This is a genomic window from Nonomuraea typhae (assembly GCF_009760925.1).
GTDB lineage: Bacteria > Actinomycetota > Actinomycetes > Streptosporangiales > Streptosporangiaceae > Nonomuraea > Nonomuraea typhae.
The window spans coordinates 259,881-280,879 of record NZ_VRLV01000002.1 but is presented as its reverse complement, the minus strand read 5'-3'; the positions used below and the strand labels follow the sequence as shown (position 1 = coordinate 280,879).

Below are 20,999 nucleotides of genomic sequence, written 5' to 3'. Positions count from 1 at the left end.
AGTTGTCGGCTTTACGAACCTTTTGCGTGTCCTAAACGTCTACTACAGAGAAACGCGTGGCACCCTCAATGCCGCGTTGACCGCTTGCGGACTCCAGAAAGGACGGAAACCCGCATGTCGCAACGCATCCGTGCCGTAGCCGTCGCGCTCGCGATGGGTGCCGGGGCACTCGCCCTGGCCTCTCCGGCGTCGGCCGCGGCCGCACCGAGCATCTCCGACGTGGACGTGAGCCCATCGCCGGTCGTCGTCTTCGACAACTCGGTCACGGCGACGTTCAGCTTCACCACGAAGGGCGCCGGCAAGGCCGAGCTCCAGCTCCGGGCGCCCGGGGACGTCTCCGTCCCCACCCCGGTCGAGCTGAAGCCCGCTCCCCACGGCGAGTGGACCAAGTGGACCGGCACCAAGACCTTCGACGCCGGCAACGCCGGGCGCTGGAACATCCTCGCCATCGCCCACGGCGACGGCGAGAGCTCTTCGCGCGGCTCGTTCGAGGTGAAGAAGGCTCTCGACACCAAGATCGCCAACTTCGGGGCCACCCCCGACCTCGTGCCGAAGGGCGGGACGATCCGCGTGTCCGGCCGCCTCCTCGCCGAGGGCAAGGGGTACGGCGGGCAGCAGGTCACCATCACCTTCCGTGAGAGGGGCACCGACGCCTACCGCCACATCGTCAAGATCGGCACCGGCGGCTCCGGCTGGTTCTCCACCCACGTCAAGGCCGAGGCCACCGGCTGGTGGCGGGCCGAGTTCGACAAGACCTCCACCGCCAGGGGCTCGGTCAGCGACTCCGACCGCGTGGACGTCAAGGCAGGCGACCGGCCCAGCCGGATCGTCGGCTTCGACGCCTCGCCCGAGCCCGTGGACAAGGGCGACCGGCTGCAGTTCACCGGCACCCTGCAGGGCCGCGGCTGGGACGGGCTGTCCGGCGAGCGGGTCACGATCCAGTTCAAGGCCCACAACTCCAGCCGCTGGGAGAACGTGACCAGCGACGTCACCGGACGCGACGGCCGCTTCTGGGCCGGCGCCCGCGCCTACGCCTCCGGTTGGTGGCGGGCCGTCTACGCCGGCGCCCCCGGCATCGACGGCTCCGTCAGCAACACCGACTGGGTGCGGGTGGAGTCCCCGACTCCGCCGCCTCCGCCGTCCAAGGCCGACACCCGGCTGATCAAGTTCAACGCCTACCCCGAGCCGGTCAAGCGCGGCAAGCACCTGAAGTTCAAGGGCGTGCTGCAGGTTGAGGACGGCGGCGCCTGGGAGGGCTACGGCGCCAAGGTCCGGCTGTACTTCAAGCCCGCCGGCTCCAGCAAGTACCGCTACGTCAAGACCACCTGGTCGACCGACAGCGGCAAGATCTACACCAAGGTGAAGGCATCGAAGTCGGGCCGCTGGCGCTTCGTCTTCAACGGTGACTCCGACACCTACGGCGACACCAGCAGCAGCGACTACGTCCGCGTGAAGCGCTGACGCTCCGCTGCTTGCCGGGATTCATCTGGGCGCGGGTCTCTTCGGGGGCCCGCGCCCTTCCCGTCTCAGAAGAGGCCGTTCCGCGGCCGGCTCAGAGGAGGCCGCGTTCCATGGCCGTCTCAGAGGAGGCCGCGCTCCATCGCCGCGACCACGGCCGCGGCCCTGGTCTCCACACCCAGCTTGGCGAAGACGTTCTTGAGGTGCGTCTTCACCGTGGTCTCGCTGATCAGCAGCGTCCTGGCCACCTCCTTGTTGCCCGCGCCCCGGGCGATCAGCCGCAGCACCTCCAGCTCACGGGGGCTCGGGTCGCTGCGCGGGCCGCGCTGGGCCATCAGCTGACCGGCCACCGCCGGGGACAGCACCCTGCCGCCGGCGGCAGCCGTACGCACCGCCTGGTGCAGGTCCTCGCGCGGCGTGTCCTTCAGCAGGTAGCCGGCCACCCCCTCGGCCAGCGCACGGCTGACGTCGCCGTCGGTGTCGTAGGTGGTCAGCACGATCACCTTGAGCGCGGGGTGGGCGGCGTGCAGGCGGCGGATCGCGCCCACGCCGTCCAGATGCGGCATGCGCAGGTCCATGAGGACCACGTCCGGCTCGGCGGCGCGGGCCAGCGCCAGCGCCTCGCGGCCGTCGGCCGCCGCCGCGACCACCGTGATGTCGGGCAGGCCGTCGAACATGCCGCGCAGGCCGTCCCTGACCACCGGGTGGTCGTCCACGATCATCAGGCGCACGGGATGCTCACGCACAGCGCCGTCCCCTCTCCCGGTGCCGACTCGACCGTGACCGAGCCGCCGACCGCCGCCGCGCGCTCGCGCATCGCGGTCAGCCCGTAGCCGCCGGTCTGTTCCGTGGTGAATCCGCGGCCGTCGTCCAGGACGTCCAGGGTGACCTCGGCGTCCATGTACGACAGGGTGATGGCCACCCGTCGCGCCCGCGCGTGCTTGGCCGCGTTGGCCAGCCCCTCCTGCGCCGCCCGCAGCAACGTCGCCTCGACCTCGGGATCCAGCGGGCGCGCCCGCCCGTCCACCGCCATGGTGGCCGGCACGCCGCTGGCCGCCGACCAGCGTGCCGCGACGTCGGTCAGCGCCATGTCGAGCCGGGCGCGGCGCAGCGGCCCGGGCCGCAGCGCCTCCACCGAGCGCCGGGCCTCGCCGAGGTTCTCGCGGGCCAGCTGCTTGGCCACCCGGATCCGCCGGCGTACGGCGGGCGGATCGTCGATCGCCTGCTCGGCCGCCTCGAGCTGGGCGATGATCCCGCTGAAGCCCTGGGCCAGCGTGTCGTGGATCTCCCTGGCCAGCCGCGCCCGCTCCTCCAGAACCCCGATCTCACCCTCCTTGATCAGGCGGTTGGCGAACATGCCCATGATCATGATCAGTCCGGCGTTGGCCACGAGCGTGCCCAGGACCCGGGGATCCGAGGCCACCGCCGCCAGCCTGCCGCCGGCGCCGAACGAGGTCAGCACCAGGGCCACCGCCCCCGCGTAACCCCACTTCCTGGGCAGCATCACCCAGGGCAGCGGGCACATGCCGAACTGGGCGACCTCGAAGATGGGCTCCCGCCGTACCAGAAGGAACAGCAGGCCCAGCAGGACCAGGAAGTGCCAGATCATCGGGTGCAGGCGCGGCCGCTCGACGTCGCCGCGCACCACGAACAGCCAGTAGTAGGCGCCCATGACGGCGGCCAGCCCGAGCGTCAGCGGGCGGCCGCCGCCGACGCCCATCAGCGCGGCGAGCGCGGACGGCGTCGCCAGGCAGACGTAGAACAGCAGGTGGAAGGCGTGGGGCCAGCGGATCATTCCCAGCGGAAGGTCAGGGCGGCGATTGCCGTGCATATCACGATTATTCCGGTGAGCAGCAGGAGCGGCAGCGCCGCGGGTGTCCCGAACCACCCCTCGCGCATCGCCGTCACCGCCTGGGTGAGCGGCAGGTAGTCGCCCACCCTCCGCAACGCCTCCGGCAGCCCCTCGCGCGGGATCGCCGCCCCGGCCAGGAAGATCATCGGAAACATCACGGTCAGCCCCATCAGATCCGCCGTCCGCGCCCGGGGCGCCAGCGCCGCGATCACGAACCCGATCGCGCACGTCATCAGCGTGCTCAGCAGGAACGCCAGCACCAGCGGCAGCGGATGGGCGGGCGGATCCACCCCGAACACCGCCATGCCCGCCCCGACCACCAGCAGCGAACCGACCAGCCCCATGACCAGCTGCGCCACCACCTGGGCGCCCAGCAGCGCCAGCGGCGAGATCGGGGTCACGGCCAGCCGGCGCAGCACCTTGCGCTCGCGATAGGTCGCCACGATCCCCGGCAGCGCCGCGATCCCGCCGATGGCCAGGATCATCGCCATGTAGCTCGGCAGGAAGATCTCCAGCCGCTTGTTGCCGCTGTTGAGGACCAGCAGCATCAGCGGGAACGCGACCATGAAGAACAGGCTGCCCGGATCGCGGGCCAGCATCCTCAGCTCGTTCAGCGACAGGTGGGCGAACGCTCTCACAGGACACCCTCCAGCGACTGCGCGCCCGCGCGCTCCATCAGCTCCCGTGGCGGGCCGATCGCCGCCACCTTCCCCGCCCGCAGTACGGCGACGCGGTCGCACAGCTCCTCCGCCTCGTCCATGAAGTGGCTGACCAGGACGATCGTGGTGCCCGCCAGCTTCATCCCCCGCACCAGGTCCCACGTCTCGCGCCGGGCGACCGGGTCCAGGGCGGTGGTCAGCTCGTCCAGCACCACCAGCTCCGGGTTGCCCACGAGAGCCAGCGCCAGGAGCAGCCGCTGCCGCTGGCCGCCGGAAAGGTCGCCGAACGCCTGGTTGCGCAGCTTGCCCAGGTCCCAGGTCGCCTCCAGTGCCTTGACGTCGGCCGGGTCCGGGTAGAAGGAGGCGAACAGCTTGAGCGCCTCGCCGGCCTTGATCCGGTCCGGGAGGGCGCCGTCCTGCAGCTGAACGCCCACCCGGCGGGCCAGCTCTCTCCGGTTCGCCGGGTCGATGCCCAGGACGGTGACGGTGCCCCGGTCGGGCTTGCGCAGGCCGATCAGGCATTCGACCGTCGTGGTCTTGCCCGCGCCGTTGCGGCCGATGAGGCCGAAGGTCTCACCCGGTGCCACCTCGAACGACACGCCGTCCACGGCTGGGGCGCCGCCGTAGGTTTTGCGCAGGTCGCGCACGATTATCGCGGTCATGATGCCGATGGTGGCGGGCGGCGGACCTCGCGGGCATCCTCCGGTCCGGCGCGGTGCCATCCCCCGAACGGAGGACCCCGCCGGTCTAGTCCGTCCGCCGGAACTGCAGGATCCCCACCCCCAGAAGGACGGCGCCCAGACCCGCCACGACCCCGAGTTCCAGCACCACCGGCACCTGCCACCCGAACCACTGCACCCCGGGGTTCAGCACGGCGTTGACCTGGTCCGGCACGTTCAGGTGCGAGAACACGGCCTGCCGCATCGGGTCCACCGCATAGGTCATCGGGTTGATCACGGTGAGGATGTGCAGCCACGACGGCAGGTTCGCCAGCGGGAACATCGCTCCCGACAGGAACATCATCGGCATGATCGCCATCTGCATCAGCCCGAAGAACGTCTGCATGTTCTTCATCCGCGCCGCCAGCATCACCCCGAACGCGGTGATCGTGAAGGCGGCCAGGAACATCTCGGCCAGCAGCGTGAGCATGAGGCTCGGCGAGTAGGGCACGCCGACCAGCCCGGCCATCGCCAGGATCACCACGCCCTGCCCGGTGGCGACGAGCGCGCCGCCGAGGCTCTTGCCCAGCACGATCGCCCCGCGCGAGACCGGCGCGACGAGCATCTCGCGCAGGAACCCGAACTCGCGGTCCCAGACGATCGAACCGGCCGAGAACATGCCGGTCATGATGACCGTCATCGAGATCATCCCGGGATACATGAACGTCCGGTAGTCGACGCCCGGGATGCTGCCCTGCACCAGCGAGCCGAGACCGGTGCCCATGACGAACAACCACAACACAGGCTGGAAGAACATGGACAGCATCCGGGTCCGGTCGTTGACGAACCGCAGCATCTCCCGGTGCAGCACCACCTTGATGGCCCGCAGGTCGTGCCCGGCGCTGCGGGCGGGCACCACGACCGCGATCGTCTCACTCGTCATCGCCGCACCATCGCTCTCATCCAGTCGTTCTTGCCGCCGCCGGCCTCGGCGTCCCTGATGGTGGAGCCGGTGTAGGACATGAAGACGTCGTCGAGCGAGGGCCGTGACACGCTCACCGACCTGATGGGCAGGCCCAGTTCGGAGAAGAGCCGGGGCACGAACTCCTCACCCGAGGCGACCGCGAACGTCACCGCCCCCTCGTGCACCGCCGCCTCCAGGCCGAAGCGCTCGCGCAGCGCGGTGATGGCGGCCTCGTCGTCGCCGGTGTGGATCTGGACGCGGTCCTCGCCGATGCTGGCCTTGAGCGCCTCGGGCGAGTCGACGACGACGATCTCGCCGTGGTCGATGATGGCGATCCGGTCGCAGTACTCGGCCTCGTCCATGTAGTGGGTGGTCATGAAGATCGTGATGTCCTCGGTCAGGCGCAGCCGGTTGATGTAGCCCCAGATGGCCGCCCTGGTCTGCGGGTCGAGGCCGACGGTCGGCTCGTCCAGGAACAGCACCCTGGGGGAGTGGAGCAGCCCGCGGGCGATCTCCAGCCGCCGCTTCATGCCGCCGGAGAACGTCATGACCTTGGCGTCCTTGCGGTCCCAGAGCGCGACCATCTCCATGACCTGCTGGATCCGGTCGCCGACGATGTGGCGCGGCACGCCGTACAGCTCCGCGTGGAAGCGGAGGTTCTGCTCGGCGGTCAGGTAGGAGTCGAGGGTGGGGTCCTGGAAGACCAGCCCGATGTTGCGCCGCACCTCGTCCCGGGCGCCGACCACGTCGTGCCCCGCGACGGTGGCGCTTCCGCCGGAGGGGTTGGCTAGCGTGCAGAGCATGCTGATGGTCGTGGTCTTCCCGGCGCCGTTGGGCCCGAGGAACCCGAAAACCTCTCCTGGGGCGACCTCGAAACTCACCCCCTTGACCGCGTCGACCTTCCCATAGGTCTTTTTCAGATCGTGTACGGCTACCGCCGGAATCAACGTCATCTAGTCCTCCGCCAGGATCTGGAACATCGACTTGCGCGTCCGCCGGAGCAGTCGCTTGGCCTCGGCGACCTGCTGATCGTTGGCCGTGTGGACGAGGTGGTGGAACGCCTCCCCGACCTGCCCCCACAGCAGCCGCAGCTCGTGCCGGTCCTCGGGCACCGTCCGCGCCACCTCGTCCCAGGGCGCGCTCCGCGTGGCCGCCCGTTCGGCCCCCTTGCGGCCCTCGTCGGTCAGCCGGAAGGTACGGCTGCCGCCGGAATCGTCGCCGCTCACCAGCCGCTCGTCCTCGAGCTGCTGCAGCGCCGGGTACACGGACCCGGGACTCGGCCGCCAGACGCCGCGGCTGCGCTCGGCGATGTCCTGGATCATCTGGTAGCCGTTGCGCGGTCCCTCGAGGAGAAGGGCCAGCAGGGCGGCTCTGACGTCGCCCCGCCGTACGCGCGGGGCGGTCACGGGGATGGGCGGGCCTATCGGGTGAAACGGGGTGCCCGGGGGCGGCGCGTCCAGCGCCCAGGCCGTCAGATCGTCGGCCCATTCGTCGGATTCGGTCATGTTCGTCACCTTCCAACTATCTAGATGCCTCAAAGATATATCTAGATAGTTGGGCCATCAATCGGATTTTCCGCTTCGCCTTCGAGGCGGGCGCCGCCGTGCGCACCGCCAGCCACGCCGTCGAGCGCATGCGCTCCCGCGGCTCTCAAGGACGAGGCGTCAGCTCCGGCGCGCTCGACCTGCTGCTCCGCCTCCACGACAGCGAACGCGGCATCAGCATCGGCGACCTGGCCCGCGCCGCCGGGGTCAGCTCCCGCAACGTCACCGGGCTGGTCGACACGCTGGAGCACGACGGACTCGCCCGCCGCGTCCCCGATGCGAAGGATCGGCGTTCGGTTCTGGCCGAGATCACCCCTGCCGGGCGGGCGTGGATCGCGGCGTTCCGCAGACCGTCGCAGCTCGCGATGCGGGCGATGTTCCACGGGTTCACGCCCGGAGAACTGGCCGTCCTGCGTGACCTGTGCCTGCGGCTGACCGTCAACCAGCTCCGCCTCGCCGGCCATGCGCGCCAGATCGGGCGGCGGTCATGACCATGACGGCCGGGAACGGACCCGTCGCACGGTGCGCGGCTACCACGAGGCCCGATTCCGCGGCGAGGTGTCCGCGGCGGCCGAGCATCTGGGGGAGCCGTTCCGCTTCCAGAGCCCGTTCATCACCTCCGGCGATCGGGCGGGCCATCTGGCGGCCCTTCCGGGATTCGTGTCGATCGTGACCGGGGTCGAGCTGATCAGCGAGTTGTACGGCGAAGCCGAGGCGACGCTCGTCTACGACGTGCACACCGCGACGCCGGTGGGCACGCAGCGCACGGCCGAGCACTTCCGGCTGGAGGGCGGCAAGATCGTGTCGATCATGCTGGTGTTCGACGCCTCACCCTGGCAGCCGATGAAGGCTCAGATCCTTGGTTAGGGGATGTTAACCAAGGCCGTATGGGACAGGGCGTAGAGGAGGTCGGCGGCGTCCGGGGAGGGGAGTTCGCCGGCGCTGTGCGGGGTGGAGTTGAGCAGGCCGAACACCGCGTGCGTGGCGGCGCGCAGGCGGGCGGCCGGGACGCCGGGGCGCAGTTCCGTGAGGACCGTGACCCACTCCTCCACGTACAGGCGCTGCAGGCGGCGGATCTGGCGGCGTTGCGGGTCGGGGACGTTGCCCAGCTCCCGGTCATGGACCGTGATCAGGTACGGCTCGCGCACGGCGAAGGCGATGTGGCCGCGCAGCAGGGCCGAGAGCGCCTCCTGCGGGGTGGCGGCGGAGGTGACCAGGCCGGCGGCGGCGTCGTGCAGGCGGGAGCTGATGTCCAGCAGCATCTCGGCCAGCAGGGCGTCCTTGCCGCTGAAGTGCTTGTAGAGGGCGGGCCCCGACACTCCTACGGCGGCGCCCAGGTCCTCGATCGAGACCCCGTGGAAGCCGCGTTCGGCGAAGAGCCGGGCGGCGGCTTCGAGAATCTCGGCGCGTCTGGCTCCGCGGCTGCGGGTAGGAGTGCTCATGTCTCATATTCTAGACAGTTACGTTAATGATGACTAACCTTTCCAGCATGACTGACTGGCCGGTGATCAAAACGGTCGCCGATTCCGGGGCCGAGGTCTTCAAGACCAACGCCGAGCTCAACGAACGGCTCGCCGCCGAGCTGCGGGAACGGCTCGCCCACGCGGCGCTCGGCGGGCCCGAGCGCTCGCGGCAGCGGCACGTCGAGCGGGGCAAGCTGCTCCCGCGCGACCGGGTCGACGGGCTGCTCGATCCGGGGTCCCGGTTCCTCGAGCTGTCACCCCTGGCGGCCAACGGGCTCTACGACGACCAGGCTCCGGCGGCGGGCATCATCACCGGCGTCGGCCGCGTGTCCGGGCGCGAGTGCGTGATCGTGGCCAACGACGCGACGGTCAAGGGCGGCACCTACTACCCCCTCACCGTGAAGAAGCATCTCCGGGCGCAGGAAGTCGCGCTGCACAACCGGCTTCCGTGCATCTACCTGGTCGACTCGGGCGGCGCCTTCCTGCCCAAGCAGGACGAGGTCTTCCCGGATCGGGAGCACTTCGGGCGGATCTTCTACAACCAGGCGACGATGTCCGCGCAGGGCATCCCGCAGATCGCCGCGGTGCTCGGCTCCTGTACGGCGGGCGGCGCCTACGTCCCGGCCATGAGCGACGAGGCGGTCATCGTCCGCAACCAGGGAACGATCTTCCTGGGCGGCCCGCCGCTGGTGAAGGCGGCGACCGGGGAGGAGGTCAGCGCCGAGGAACTGGGCGGCGGTGACCTGCACTCCCGCATCAGCGGCGTCACCGACCATCTCGCCGAGGACGACGCCCACGCGCTGGCCATCGTCAGGAACATCGTCTCCACCCTGGCCCCGAAGGCGCCGCGGCCGTGGGCGGCGAAGGACCCGCAGGCGCCCCTGCTCGACCCGCGCGACCTCTACGGCATCGTCCCGGCCGACACGCGGCAGCCGTACGACGTGCGCGAGGTCATCGGGCGCATCGTGGACGGCTCGCGCTTCCAGGAGTTCAAGGCCGAGTACGGGCACACGCTGGTCACCGGGTTCGCCCACATCCACGGGCACCCGGTCGGGATCATCGCCAACAACGGCATCCTGTTCGCCGAGTCGGCGCTCAAGGGCGCCCACTTCATCGAGTTGTGCGACCGGCGCCAGGTGCCGCTGGTGTTCCTGCAGAACATCAGCGGGTTCATGGTCGGCAAGGCGTACGAGGCGGGCGGCATCGCCAAGCACGGGGCGAAGATGGTCACCGCGGTGTCCTGCGCCAGGGTGCCGAAGCTGACGGTGATCATCGGCGGCTCGTTCGGCGCGGGCAACTACGCGATGGCGGGACGGGCCTATTCCCCGCGTTTCCTGTGGATGTGGCCGAACGCCCGCATCTCGGTCATGGGCGGCGAGCAGGCGGCGAACGTGCTCACGACCGTGGGCAACGCCGATCCCGCCGCGATCCGGGCTCAGTACGAGAGCCAGGGCAATCCCTACTACTCCACCGCCAGGCTCTGGGACGACGGCGTGATCGACCCGGTCGACACCCGCACGGTGCTGGGGCTGGCGCTGTCGGCGGCGGCCAACGCGCCGCTGGAACCCATCGGCTACGGCGTCTTCAGGATGTGACGATGTTCTCCACCGTTCTGATCGCCAACCGTGGCGAGATCGCCGTCCGGATCATCCGGACCCTGCGCGCGCTGGGCGTCGCGAGCGTCGCCGTCCACACCGAGGCGGACGCGGGCGCCCTGCACGTCCGCGAAGCCGACCAAGCCCTTCAGGTCCCGAAATATCTGGACATGCAGGCCATCGTCGCCGCCGCCCACGCCACCCACGCCCAGGCCATCCACCCCGGCTACGGCTTCCTGGCGGAGAACGCCCAGTTCGCCAGGTTGTGCGCGCAGGAGGGCCTGGTCTTCATCGGCCCGCCCGCCGAGGCCATCGAGGCCATGGGCGACAAGATCCGCGCCAAGGCCACGGTCGCCGCGGCCGGCGTCCCCGTCGTGCCCGGCGGCGCCGAGCCCGCCGACGACCTGGCCGCCTGGAACGTCTTCCCCGCGCTGATCAAGCCGTCGGCGGGCGGCGGCGGCAAGGGCATGGTCCTGGTCCGCTCGGCCGCGGAGCTGCCGGAGGCGCTGGAGTCGGCCCGCCGTACCGCCACGAACGCCTTCGGCGACGGCACGCTGCTCATCGAGCGCTTCATCGAGAACCCCCGCCACATCGAGATCCAGGTCCTGGCCGACACCCGCGGCAACGTCGTGCACCTGGGCGAGCGCGAGTGCAGCCTCCAGCGCAGGCACCAGAAGATCATCGAGGAGGCCCCCTCGCCCTTCGTCTCGCCCGGGATGCGCGCCGGCATGGGCGCCGCGGCCGTCGAGGCGGCCCGCTCGGTCGGCTACACCGGCGCGGGAACGGTCGAGTTCATCGTCGACGGCACCACCGGCGACTACCACTTCATGGAGATGAACACCCGGCTGCAGGTGGAGCACCCGGTCACCGAGCTGGTCGCCGGCGTCGACTTGGTCGCGCTGCAGCTGCGGGTGGCCGCGGGCCAGGCGCTCCCGTTCACCCAGGACGAGGTACGGCTGAGCGGCCACGCCGTCGAGGCCCGCGTGTACGCCGAGGACCCTGCCCGCGGCTTCCTGCCGACCGGCGGCCGGGTGCTGGCGCTGGCGGAGCCCCTCGGCGTGCGCGTCGACTCCTCCCTGACCGCCGGGACCGTGGTCGGCAGCGACTTCGACCCGATGCTCTCCAAGGTCGTGGCCCGCGCCGCGACCCGCGAGGAGGCGCTGCGGGCCCTCGACCGGGCGCTCGGGCGCACCTCGGTACTGGGGGTGACGACCAACATCCCGTTCCTGCGGGCGCTGGTGACGCGGCCGGAGGTGCTGGCAGGGGCGCTGGACACCGGGCTGGTGGAGCGGGTCCTGCCCGAGCTGGAGCTGACGGCCGGGGTGCCGGACGACGTGCTGGCCGCCGCGGCCCTGGTCTTCCACACCGTCCCGGCCGGGCGCGACCCCTGGGACGTGGCCGACGGCTGGCGCATGGGCGAGCGGGCCTGGACCACGTGGCGGCTGGAGTCACGGGACGGCGTGCACGAGGTGGCGGTCCGCGGCCTGCCCGAAATTTCGGCAGAAATCCGCTTGGCTGAGCCCGGTGGGGACGGCCGGGCCGTACCGGCGAACGTGGCGGTGCGCGGCGAGAGGCTGCGGCTGACGCTCGGCGGCGCCACCCGCTCCTACACCCTGGCCCGCGACGGCGACACCCTCTGGCTGGGACGGGACGGCGGCGCGTGGGCGCTCACCCGGCACCTGATCGGTGACCCGGGCGACCGTCCGGGCGCGGCGGGCGGCGGCGACGGCGTGGTGCGCAGCCCGATGCCGGGCACGGTGCTGCTGGTCAAGGCGGCCGTCGGCGACCGGGTCGAGAAGGACCAGCCGCTGGTCGTGGTCGAGGCGATGAAGATGGAGCACACGGTCACCGCCCCCGTCGAGGGCGTGGTGCGCGAACTGCCGGTGAGAGCGGGCCAGTCCGTGGACATGGACGCGGTCCTGGCCGTGGTGGAGGCGTGATGCACAGCCTGGACGGACTGCCGGAGCGGGTCACGGTCTACGAGGTCGGCCCGCGCGACGGCCTGCAGAACGAGAAGGCGATCGTCCCGGTCGAGGTGAAGGCCGAGTTCATCGACCGCCTGGCCGCCGCCGGGCACACGGTGATCGAGACGACCAGCTTCGTGCACCCGGCATGGGTGCCGCAGCTCGCCGACTCCGGTGAGCTGCTGGAGCGCCTCGTGCGCGAGCCGGGCGTCCGCTACCCGGTGCTGGTCCCGAACGAGCGCGGCCTGCAGCGGGCCCTGGACAGCGGGGTCGAGGAGATCGCCGTCTTCGCCAGCGCCACCGAGACCTTCGCCCAGCGCAACCTCAACCGGGGCCTGGAGTCGCAGTTCGAGATGTTCGAGCCGGTGATCGCCCGGGCGCTGGAGCACGGCCTGAGGGTGCGCGCCTACGTCTCCATGGTCTTCGGCGACCCGTGGGAGGGCCCGACCCCGATCGAGCAGGTGGTCCGCGTGGGCCGGCGGCTGCTCGGCCTCGGCTGCTTCGAGCTGTCGCTGGGCGACACCATCGGCGTCGGCACCCCCGGCCACGCCACCGCGCTCATCGAGGCGTTCGGCTCTCCGGAACGCCTGGCCGTCCACTTCCACGACACCTACGGCCAGGCGCTGGCCAACACCATGGCCGCCCTCAAGGCCGGGGTCACCGTCGTGGACGCCTCGACCGGCGGCATCGGCGGCTGCCCCTTCGCCGGATCGGCCACCGGCAACCTCGCCACCGAGGACCTGGTCTGGATGCTGAACGGCCTCGGCATCGAGACCGGCCTCAACCTGGACGAGCTGGTCGCCACCAGCGTCTGGCTCGCCGAGCGGCTGGGCCGCCCCAGCCCGTCCCGCGTCGTCCAAGCCCTCTCCCAGAAGGACTAAGCATGCTCAACGACGAGTACTCAGAGCTGCGCAAGACCGTCGAGGCGTTCGCCCGCGAGGTGGTCGCGCCGGTGATCGGCGACTACTACGAGCGCGAGGAGTTCCCCTACGACATCGTCCGGCAGATGGGGGCGATGGGCCTGTTCGGGCTGCCGCTGCCGGAGGAGCACGGCGGCATGGGCGGCGACTACTTCGCGCTCTGCCTCGCCCTGGAGGAGCTGGCGCGCGTGGACTCCAGCGTCGCGATCACGCTGGAGGCCGCGGTCTCGCTGGGCGCCATGCCGATCCATCGTTTCGGTACGGCGGAGCAGAAGGCGACGTGGCTGCCCAGGCTGGCCAGTGGCGAGGTGCTGGGCGCGTTCGGCCTGACCGAACCCGGCGGCGGCTCGGACGTGCCCGGTGGCATGCGCACCACGGCCGTCCTGGACGGGAACGAATGGGTGATCAACGGCACCAAGGCGTTCATCACGAACTCGGGCACCGACATCACCGGCGTGGTCGGCGTGGCGGCGATCACGGGGGAGCGTGACGGCAAGAAGGAGATCTCGACGATCCTGGTGCCGTCCGGCACGCCCGGCTTCACCGTCTCCAAGAAGTACTCGAAGGTCGGCTGGAACGCCTCCGACACCCGCGAGCTGTCCTTCTCCGACTGCCGCGTGCCCGCCGGCAACCTGCTGGGCGAGCGCGGCCGGGGGTACGCCCAGTTCCTGCAGACCCTGGACGAGGGCCGCATCGCCATCGCCGCGCTGAGCGTCGGCCTGGCCCAGGGCTGCGTGGACGAGTCCCTGCGCTACGTCCGCGAACGGCAGGCGTTCGGGCACCCGATCGGCCACTACCAGGCCATCCAGTTCAAGATCGCCGACATGGAGGCCAGGACCCACACCGCCCGCCTGGCCTACTATCACGCGGCGGAGAAGATGCTGGCCGGCCGGCCGTTCAAGAAGGAGGCGGCCATCGCCAAGCTCGTCTCCTCGAACGCGGCCATGGACAACTCGCGCGAGGCCACGCAGATCTTCGGCGGCTACGGGTTCATGAACGAGTTCCCGGTCGGCCGCTTCTACCGGGACGCCAAGATCCTGGAGATCGGCGAGGGCACCAGCGAGGTCCAGCGCATGCTCATCGCCCGGCAGCTCGGCCTTTCGGATCTCTGACGGTGGTGTAGAGCACTCTGCGTTCGCTATTGTCGTCGGCTTGACCACAACTCGTGACGGCCCGGTCGCAGGGCCATATGTCGGCATCGGTGAAGTAGGGTGCGCAGGGTGACATCTGACGATCTTGTCATCAGGAGAGCCGAGAAGGGCGACGCGGACGAGATCTTCGCCCTGGCCCGCGAGTTCGGGATGACCTTCCGGCCCGAGCGCGCGGCGTTCGACGTGGCCCTGCCCCACCTGCTGCGCAACGAGGACGCGCTGCTGCTGTCCGCGGTGGTCGGCGGGCACGTGCACGGATACCTGCTGGGCTTCGTGCACATGACGCTCTTCGCGAACGGGCCGGTCGCCTGGGTGGAGGAGGCCATGGTGCAGACCGGGTCGCGACGTCAGGGCATGGGGCGCGCGCTGCTGGAGGAGTTCGAGCGGTGGGCGCGCAGGCGGAAGGCCGGGTACGTGGCGATGGCCACCCGCCGGGCGCCCGAGTTCTACTCCGCGCTCGGGTACGAGGAGTCCGCGACCTTCTTTAGGAAGGTCCTCCGATGACCGTTCTGTCCTAGTCAGATGGCATCCTATGGGGCGTGAGCATCCATACGGTGAGCCCCCGGTTCGTCGGGCGCGCGACTGAACTCGGCGCGCTCGGTCGTGCGCTGGCGCGTGCCAGGGCCGGATCGGCTTCGACCGTGCTGGTCGGCGGCGAGGCGGGCGTCGGCAAGACCCGCCTGATCAAGGAGTTCGCCGAGCGCATCGGCGACGTGCGCGAGCTCGTCGGCCACTGCCTCGAGCTCGGCACGGACGGCCTGCCGTTCGCGCCCTTCACCGCGGTCCTGCGCCGGCTGGTGCGCGACCTCGGGCAGGACGGCGTGGCCGCGCTGGTCCCCGGCGGCAGCACCCGCGGGCTGGCCAGGCTCCTGCCCGACTTCGGCGAGCCGGAGGGCGACGGCGCCGAGGCCAGGGCCCGGCTGTTCGAGCAGGTGCTCGGCCTGCTGGAAAACCTCGCCGAGCAGCAGCCGGTGCTCATGGTGATCGAGGACGCCCACTGGGCCGACCGCTCCACCCGCGACCTGCTCTCCTTCCTGGTCCGATACCAGCGCACCGACGTGCCGCTGCTCATCGTCGTGACCTACCGCACCGACGAACTGCACCGCACCCACCCGCTGCGCCCGCTGCTGGCCGAGCTGGGCCGCGTCGACTGGGTGACCCGGCTGGAGCTGGGCCGCCTGACCCGCAGGGAGGTCGTCGCCCAGGCCGCCAGCATCCTGGAGCACGAGCCGTCGCCGGTCATCATCGACGAGATCTACGCGCGCAGCGAGGGCAACCCGCTGTTCGTCGAGGCGCTGCTCAGCGAGGGCGGCGGTGACGAACTGCCCGAGTCGCTGCGCGACCTGCTGCTGGCCAGCGTCGAACGGCTGCCCGAGGAGACCCAGGACCTCATGCGCGTGGCCAGCGCGGGCGGCCAGCGCATAGAACACGAACTCCTGCTCGCGGTCACCGGCCTCGACGACGGCGCGCTCTCCCGCTCCCTGCGCCCGGCGGTCGCCGGGAACGTGCTGGTCGTCGACGGCGAGGGCTACGCCTTCCGGCACGCGCTGATCCGCGAGGCGCTCCACGACGACCTGCTGCCCGGCGAGCACGCCCGCCTGCACACCCGCTTCGCCGAGGCGCTCGAACGCGACCTGGCCATCCTGCCCGCGCCGCGCGGCGCCATCGAGCTGGCCCACCACTGGCACGCCGCCCACGACGCCACCTGGGCGCTGGTCAGCGCCTGGCGGGCGGCCGCGGCCGCGCGCAAGTCCACCGCCTACGACGAGCAACTGCGCATGCTCTCCCGCGTGCTCGAACTGTGGGACAACGTGCCGGACGCCGCCGAGCGCATCGAGGCCGACCGGATCGGCGTGCTGCACTCGGCCGCCGCCGTGGCGTTCAACGCCGGCGAGTACGACCGGGGCATCTCGCTGACCACCGCCGCCCTGGAGGAGATCGACCGGGTGGCCGACCCCGTGCGTACCGCCCGGCTCCTGCGGCTGCGCGGCCTGCTCCGCTACGACATGAGCCGCAAGGGGCACCTGGAGGACCTGCAGGAGGCCGCCACCCTCGTCCCGGCCGACCCGCCGACCAATCTGCGCGCCCAGATCGCCGAAACGCTGGCCCGCATGTGCAACACGCGCGACAGGTGGCCGGACAAGATCCGCAACGCCGAAGAGGCCGTCGCGATCGCCCGCGCCGTCGGCGACCGCGCCACGGAGGCGAACGCCCTGACCACGCTGGCCTGGGGCCGCTTCAACTTCGGCGACGTGGAGGGCGGCCTGCCGAGGTTCGCCGAGGCCCGCGAGATCGCCGTGGCCGACAAGGCGTACGGCGCGCTCATGCGGCACGCGATCTCCCTGTCCGACGCGCTCGAAGGCGCCGGCTGGCACGAGGAGGCGGTCAAGGTCGCCGAGCGCGGCATCGCCGACGCCGAGGAGTACGGCCTGGCCCGCACGTCGGGCACGTTCCTGGCCATCAACCTGGCCGAGCCGCTGGTCTCCCTCGGGCGCTGGGACGAGGCGCTCGAGGTCATCGAGCGGGCGCTCGACCTGGCGCCGCCGCCGATCTACCGGGCCAGCCTGGAGGGGTTCGTCGGCGACATCGCGCTGTGGCGCGGCGACCTGGAGCGCGCACAGGCGATGTACGCCGCCCAGAACAGCGTGCTCAAGCGCACCATCTACCGCGACCAGCACATGCTGCCCTCGGCCGCGCGCGAGATCGAACTGCTCACCGCCGGGGGACGCCTGGAGGAGGCGGCCGAGGCCGCCCTGCGCGCGCTGCGCGAGCAGGACCTCGCCGCCAGCCCCCGCTACTCCTGGCCGGTGCTCGTCGGCAGCGCGCTCCTGGGCGGGCAGGTGCTGGAGGAGGCGCGGGCCCAGGCGCGGTGGATGCGGGCAGAGGGCGTGCTGCAGGAGGCCGAACGGCTGACGTTCAACGCCATCGCGGGACCGGCCGACGACCTCGACGCCTGGGACGCCGCCGCCCAGGCATGGAGCGGGCTGCGGCAGCCGTACCGGGAAGCCAGGGCGCTCGTGGGCGCGGCGCGGGCGGCGCACGCGGGCGGCGCGCGCAAGGAGGCCGCCGAGCGGGTGGCGCGGGCGCGCGAGCTGGCCGGCCGGGTCGGCGCGCGGCCGCTGCTGGAGGAACTGGACTCCTTCGCGCGGCGGGCGCGGCTGGCCGTGGGCGAGGAGCCGGAGCCGCAGGCGCCGCAGCTCGGGCTGACCGCGCGCGAGCTGGAGGTGCTGCGGCACCTGACCGACGGCAAGAGCAACCGGGAGATCGGCGGCGAGCTGTTCATCTCGGTCAAGACGGTCAGCGTGCACGTGTCGAACATCCTGGCCAAGCTGGGCGTCGCCTCGCGCGGGGAGGCGGCGGCCACGGCGCACCGGCTGGGGCTGTTCGAGTCAGCCGGTTAGCTGCGCCTCCAGGCGGTAGCCGTCCACGGTGACGTAGACCTGGTCGCCGGGACGGGCGTTGAGGCGCATGAGGACCGGCTGCAGCGAGTCGAAGACCGGCTGGTGACCCTGCCAGACCAGCACGATCGCGTTGTCGCCCGGGCCGGTGACCGACAGCAGGGTGCCCGGGCGCATGCCGAGCTGCGCCGCGTACCCCTCCGGCACCGGCACCGGGCCGCCGCGCAGGTGCTCCGGCGTCACCTCGATGCGCTGCCAGCGGCGCGGGTCCGCCGAAGGGCTCGGCAGCGGGGCCGGCGGCGTCGAGGGCGTCCCGGCCAGCATCGGCGAGCGTCCGCCCGACAGCGCGGAAAGGGTCGCCAGCGCCGCGGACGGATCGATGTTCCCGGTGGGCGCGGCCGGGATCGGGGTGCCGCCCCGATGGTGGTGTCCGTTGGCTCCAGGAGTACGGCGGGGCAGCGGCTGCTGCGGCGCGGCCTGGGCGGCGGGGGCGGCCGGTTGCCTGGGCGCCTCCAGCGGCAGGGAGTCCAGCCACGCCTGGGCGGAGTGGCGGCGGATGCCGAGCTGTTCGAGGAGCTCGTGGCGGTCGGCGTCGTTCGGGGCGCCGGCCAGGAGCTGGCGGGTGCGTTGCTGGAGGCCGTGGATGTCGCCGACCACCAGCCAGCCGTCCTGCAGGCGGCGGTCGGGCATGAGCGTGACCAGCACCCGCCACAGCGGGCTGCGCAGCGACGGGACCATCACCGGGTGGGCCGGGTCGGCGCCGATCAGCTGCTCCTGGGTGGCGGCGGCGCCCAGCCATTCGGTCAGGCGGAACATGTGCCCGGTGACCGGAGCCGACTCCGACGAACGCAGCCAGTGCAGCACCCGCTCCTCGGCCATGCGCTGGGCCTGGGAGAGGACGTCGCGTTCGACGAGCATCTTGTGGGCGAGCGTGCGGAGGCTGACCGGGTCCTCGGCGAACAGGCGGTGCACGGCCACCGACAACTCCAGGCGGTCCATGCTGCGGAACAGCCCGTCGACGACCCGGACCATCGCGTGGTCGGTCTCGGACGGCTCCGCCGCGGGCCGCTGCTGCGCACCGGGGGCGGGGTGGCCGCCGGGCAAGGCCAGCCCTTGCTGGGCGCCGGGTCCCTGGGCGCCGGGGACCTGGGGTCCCTGGAGGCCGGCGGCGCTGCCCGGGCCGGGTGCCTCGGGTCCGGTGCGGCCGCCGTCGGGGCCCGGGGTTCCGGGGGTACCTGGGGCGCCTTGGGCACCGCCTGGTTGCGCGCCGGCGACGGGGCGGGTGGGGCCGTCGGCGGGCGGGGCGGACATGGGCACGCCGGAACCGGCGGGGGCGGGCGCGCCCGGGGTTTCAGCACCCGGGGCGCCTCGGCCCTTGCGTGAGGGAAGCCCGGTGGACGGCCCCGAGGCCGTGCCCGCGCTCGCGGCGGCCGGTCGCGCGGGAGTGCCCGGCTGGCCGGGCTGCCCCGGGGCGCCGGGCTGAGCGGAGATGCCGGGTTGGGGCGAGACACCGGGCTGAGCAGGAGCGCCGGGCTGCATGGCGCCGGGTTGGGCCGGGACGCCGGGTTGCCCAGGGGCGCCGGGTTGCCCAGGGGCGCCGGGTTGCCCGGGAGCGCCGGGTTGCCCGGGGACGCCGGGCTGGGCGGGGACCGCCGGCTGACCGGGAGGTCCGGAGGCGCCGGGCCGGCCAGGCTGAACGGGGACGCCAGGCTGAACGGGGACGCCAGGCTGAACGGGGACGCCAGGTTGGCCGGCGCCGCCAGGCTGAGCCGGGACGCCGGGCTGCCCGGCGACACCGGGCTGGGGCGTGACGCCAGGTTGGCCGGCGGCGCCTGGTTGGGCGGAGGTACCGGGCCGGCCGGAAGCGCCGGGTTGCCCAGGGGCGCCGGGTTGCCCAGGGGTGCCGGGTTGCCCAGGGGTGCCGGCTTGTCCGGGAACTCCGGGCAGGGGGCCGGTCTGGATGGGGATCTGGGCCAGGATCTCGCGGAAGACCGAGCCGATCACCGCCTCCTTGGGCGCCCCGGGCGAGGACAGGTCACCGGGACACAGGCGGCGCAACCGATGCCAGCCACCCAGCCCCGTGATGGCCGAGCGGGTGGGCTCCGGCCAGCCGGGCAGGGTGGGGTCCACGTGGTGGACGGTCAGCGCGGGCAGGAAGTCACCGAGGGGGAGGTGGTCCCAGCGGGCCGAGGCGAGCCGGGCCAGCCGTTCGCAGATCCAGTCGAGCCCCGTCGCCCCGAGCGCGTGGGGTAGGGACACCGTGTTCCACCATCCGGCCGGCAGCCGCGGATCGGCCAGAATCGCGGCCACATGCTGGGGACGGCTCCAGCGCAGGGCAGGGACCAGGTCGCTCAGGCAGATCGATGACTCGACGTCCATCGGCGGACCTTATCCTCCCCAGAGTGATCCTTGTGACTGGTGGTGAAGCCTACGTGGAAAGCTATCAATCGGTGTGAATAGGGTAAAGATGGTTCAACTCCAAACCGTACCGTGGACGGCCGCCTACTAGGGCCACACAATCCGCACCCGCACGGCATCCCGCCTGCACCGCGGCCTCTTCGCCGGCCCCGGAAAGCCACGCCGTGAGGTACCCGGCGGCGAACGCGTCACCGGCCCCCGTGGAGTCCACCGCGTCGACCGGCAGCGCCTCGGCCGTCGCCGCGATCCGGCCCGCGACGGCCGCGACCGCGCCTCCGGGCCCGAGCTTCACGACCGCTCTGCCGTACCTCTCACTCAGCACTTCGGCGGCGCGTTCCGGAGTGGCGGCGCCCGTGAGGAGCAGGGCCTCGTCGAGGTTGGGGATGACGAGTCCGGCGGGGGCGATCTCGCGCAGGAACCGCTCGACGCCGAAGGCGCGCAGGGGGCCGGTGGAGGCGGGGTCGATGCTCATCGACACGCCGCGCCCGGCCGCCGCCGCCATGATCGTCCGAGCAAGTTGGAGCCCCGGCTCGGCGAAGAACGTGTAGCCGGACAGATGGAGATGGCGGATTCCGTCGAGCATCGGCTCCGCGAAGTCGGCCGGGGAGATCCTGCCGCCGGCGCCGCGGTTGGTGAGCATGGAGCGTTCGCCGGTGGGGTCCACCATCGCGATCACGACCGCGGTCGGATGGTCGGCGTCCACCGACAGCAGCGGCCGCACACCCGCCTTGACCAGCTCGTTCGTGTGCCACTCGCTGCTGTCGTAGCCGACGCGGGACAGCAGCGCCGCGTCCGCGCCCAGATAGGCGGCCCAGGAGGCGGTGTTCGCCCCCGACCCGCCGGGGCGCAGCACGATGTCGGCCTCGGTGTCGGTGCCGGTGGCGACCGGCGTGCCGTGCACGGCCACCACGTCCGTGACCACGTCGCCGACGACGAGCAGGCCCTCACCCATGG

19 protein-coding genes are annotated in these 20,999 nt (G+C 71.9%); 9 read left to right on the top strand and 10 right to left on the bottom strand.

Annotated elements, in window-relative coordinates; genetic code table 11:
* Positions 1–114: 114 nt before the first annotated feature.
* The gene (locus FVE25_RS07845; RefSeq protein ID WP_157245769.1) at positions 115–1,461 is read left to right on the top strand and encodes a hypothetical protein; all 1,347 of its coding nucleotides are present in this window, start codon (positions 115–117) and stop codon (positions 1,459–1,461) included.
* Positions 1,462–1,580: 119 nt separating this feature from the next.
* On the opposite strand, the gene FVE25_RS07840 is transcribed toward FVE25_RS07845, so the two are convergent.
* The 7 genes from FVE25_RS07840 to FVE25_RS07810 form a co-directional block, all read right to left on the bottom strand.
* Positions 1,581–2,204 (bottom strand): response regulator, encoded by a 624-nt coding sequence (locus FVE25_RS07840; RefSeq protein ID WP_246266783.1) that lies wholly within the window; start codon positions 2,202–2,204, stop codon positions 1,581–1,583.
* Positions 2,180–3,253: a sensor histidine kinase gene (locus tag FVE25_RS07835; RefSeq protein WP_157245768.1), complete on the bottom strand. Its 1,074-nt coding sequence runs from the start codon at positions 3,251–3,253 to the stop codon at positions 2,180–2,182. The genes FVE25_RS07840 and FVE25_RS07835 overlap by 25 nt, the downstream gene beginning before the upstream one ends.
* Entirely contained in the window at positions 3,250–3,948 is a 699-nt protein-coding gene (locus tag FVE25_RS07830; RefSeq protein ID WP_157245767.1) for an ABC transporter permease, read from the bottom strand. Before FVE25_RS07830 ends, FVE25_RS07835 begins: the two co-directional genes overlap by 4 nt.
* A complete protein-coding gene (locus FVE25_RS07825; protein ID WP_157245766.1) occupies positions 3,945–4,631 on the bottom strand; it encodes an ABC transporter ATP-binding protein in 687 nt (228 codons plus the stop codon). The genes FVE25_RS07830 and FVE25_RS07825 overlap by 4 nt, the downstream gene beginning before the upstream one ends.
* An 85-nt stretch (positions 4,632–4,716) precedes the next feature.
* A complete protein-coding gene (locus tag FVE25_RS07820) occupies positions 4,717–5,571 on the bottom strand; it encodes an ABC transporter permease (protein WP_157245765.1) in 855 nt (284 codons plus the stop codon).
* The gene (locus tag FVE25_RS07815; protein WP_157245764.1) at positions 5,568–6,545 is read right to left on the bottom strand and encodes an ATP-binding cassette domain-containing protein; all 978 of its coding nucleotides are present in this window, start codon (positions 6,543–6,545) and stop codon (positions 5,568–5,570) included. Before FVE25_RS07815 ends, FVE25_RS07820 begins: the two co-directional genes overlap by 4 nt.
* Positions 6,546–7,097, bottom strand: a complete 552-nt coding sequence (locus tag FVE25_RS07810; RefSeq protein ID WP_157245763.1) for a PadR family transcriptional regulator — start codon at positions 7,095–7,097, stop codon at positions 6,546–6,548.
* Positions 7,098–7,195: 98 nt separating this feature from the next.
* Here FVE25_RS07810 and FVE25_RS07805 point away from each other — a divergent pair, with 98 nt between their 5' ends.
* Together FVE25_RS07805 and FVE25_RS07800 are read left to right on the top strand one after the other, a co-directional pair.
* A complete protein-coding gene (locus FVE25_RS07805; RefSeq protein ID WP_219825378.1) occupies positions 7,196–7,627 on the top strand; it encodes a MarR family winged helix-turn-helix transcriptional regulator in 432 nt (143 codons plus the stop codon).
* Complete coding sequence (locus FVE25_RS07800; RefSeq protein ID WP_157245762.1) at positions 7,599–8,003, top strand: nuclear transport factor 2-like protein; 405 nt, start codon at positions 7,599–7,601, stop codon at positions 8,001–8,003. The genes FVE25_RS07805 and FVE25_RS07800 overlap by 29 nt, the downstream gene beginning before the upstream one ends.
* Here the strand turns inward: FVE25_RS07800 and FVE25_RS07795 are convergent.
* Positions 8,000–8,578 (bottom strand): SACE_7040 family transcriptional regulator, encoded by a 579-nt coding sequence (locus FVE25_RS07795; protein ID WP_157245761.1) that lies wholly within the window; start codon positions 8,576–8,578, stop codon positions 8,000–8,002. The two genes, FVE25_RS07800 and FVE25_RS07795, sit on opposite strands and share 4 nt — an antisense overlap.
* A gap of 47 nt (positions 8,579–8,625) precedes the next feature.
* Here FVE25_RS07795 and FVE25_RS07790 point away from each other — a divergent pair, with 47 nt between their 5' ends.
* The 6 genes from FVE25_RS07790 (at position 8,626) to FVE25_RS56195 (ending at position 17,630) form a co-directional block, all read left to right on the top strand.
* A complete protein-coding gene (locus tag FVE25_RS07790; protein WP_157245760.1) occupies positions 8,626–10,194 on the top strand; it encodes a carboxyl transferase domain-containing protein in 1,569 nt (522 codons plus the stop codon).
* A gap of 2 nt (positions 10,195–10,196) precedes the next feature.
* Entirely contained in the window at positions 10,197–12,134 is a 1,938-nt protein-coding gene (locus tag FVE25_RS07785) for an acetyl/propionyl/methylcrotonyl-CoA carboxylase subunit alpha (RefSeq protein ID WP_157245759.1), read from the top strand.
* Positions 12,134–13,039 carry a hydroxymethylglutaryl-CoA lyase gene (locus FVE25_RS07780; protein ID WP_157245758.1) on the top strand — a complete coding sequence of 302 codons (906 nt, stop codon included), beginning with the start codon at positions 12,134–12,136 and terminating at the stop codon, positions 13,037–13,039. The genes FVE25_RS07785 and FVE25_RS07780 overlap by 1 nt, the downstream gene beginning before the upstream one ends.
* Before the next feature lie 2 nt (positions 13,040–13,041).
* Positions 13,042–14,190, top strand: coding sequence for an acyl-CoA dehydrogenase family protein (locus FVE25_RS07775; protein WP_157245757.1), 1,149 nt, complete (start codon positions 13,042–13,044; stop codon positions 14,188–14,190).
* 108 nt (positions 14,191–14,298) lie between these two features.
* Positions 14,299–14,733, top strand: a complete 435-nt coding sequence (locus FVE25_RS07770) for a GNAT family N-acetyltransferase (protein WP_157245756.1) — start codon at positions 14,299–14,301, stop codon at positions 14,731–14,733.
* 35 nt (positions 14,734–14,768) lie between these two features.
* Positions 14,769–17,630 carry a helix-turn-helix transcriptional regulator gene (locus FVE25_RS56195; protein ID WP_157245755.1) on the top strand — a complete coding sequence of 954 codons (2,862 nt, stop codon included), beginning with the start codon at positions 14,769–14,771 and terminating at the stop codon, positions 17,628–17,630.
* Here the strand turns inward: FVE25_RS56195 and FVE25_RS54320 are convergent.
* Both FVE25_RS54320 and FVE25_RS07755 read right to left on the bottom strand, forming a co-directional pair.
* Positions 17,619–20,006, bottom strand: a complete 2,388-nt coding sequence (locus tag FVE25_RS54320) for a hypothetical protein (RefSeq protein WP_157245754.1) — start codon at positions 20,004–20,006, stop codon at positions 17,619–17,621. The genes FVE25_RS56195 and FVE25_RS54320 overlap by 12 nt on opposite strands.
* A gap of 64 nt (positions 20,007–20,070) precedes the next feature.
* Positions 20,071–20,997 carry a carbohydrate kinase family protein gene (locus FVE25_RS07755; protein WP_157245753.1) on the bottom strand — a complete coding sequence of 309 codons (927 nt, stop codon included), beginning with the start codon at positions 20,995–20,997 and terminating at the stop codon, positions 20,071–20,073.
* Between the last annotated feature and the right edge of the window lie 2 nt (positions 20,998–20,999).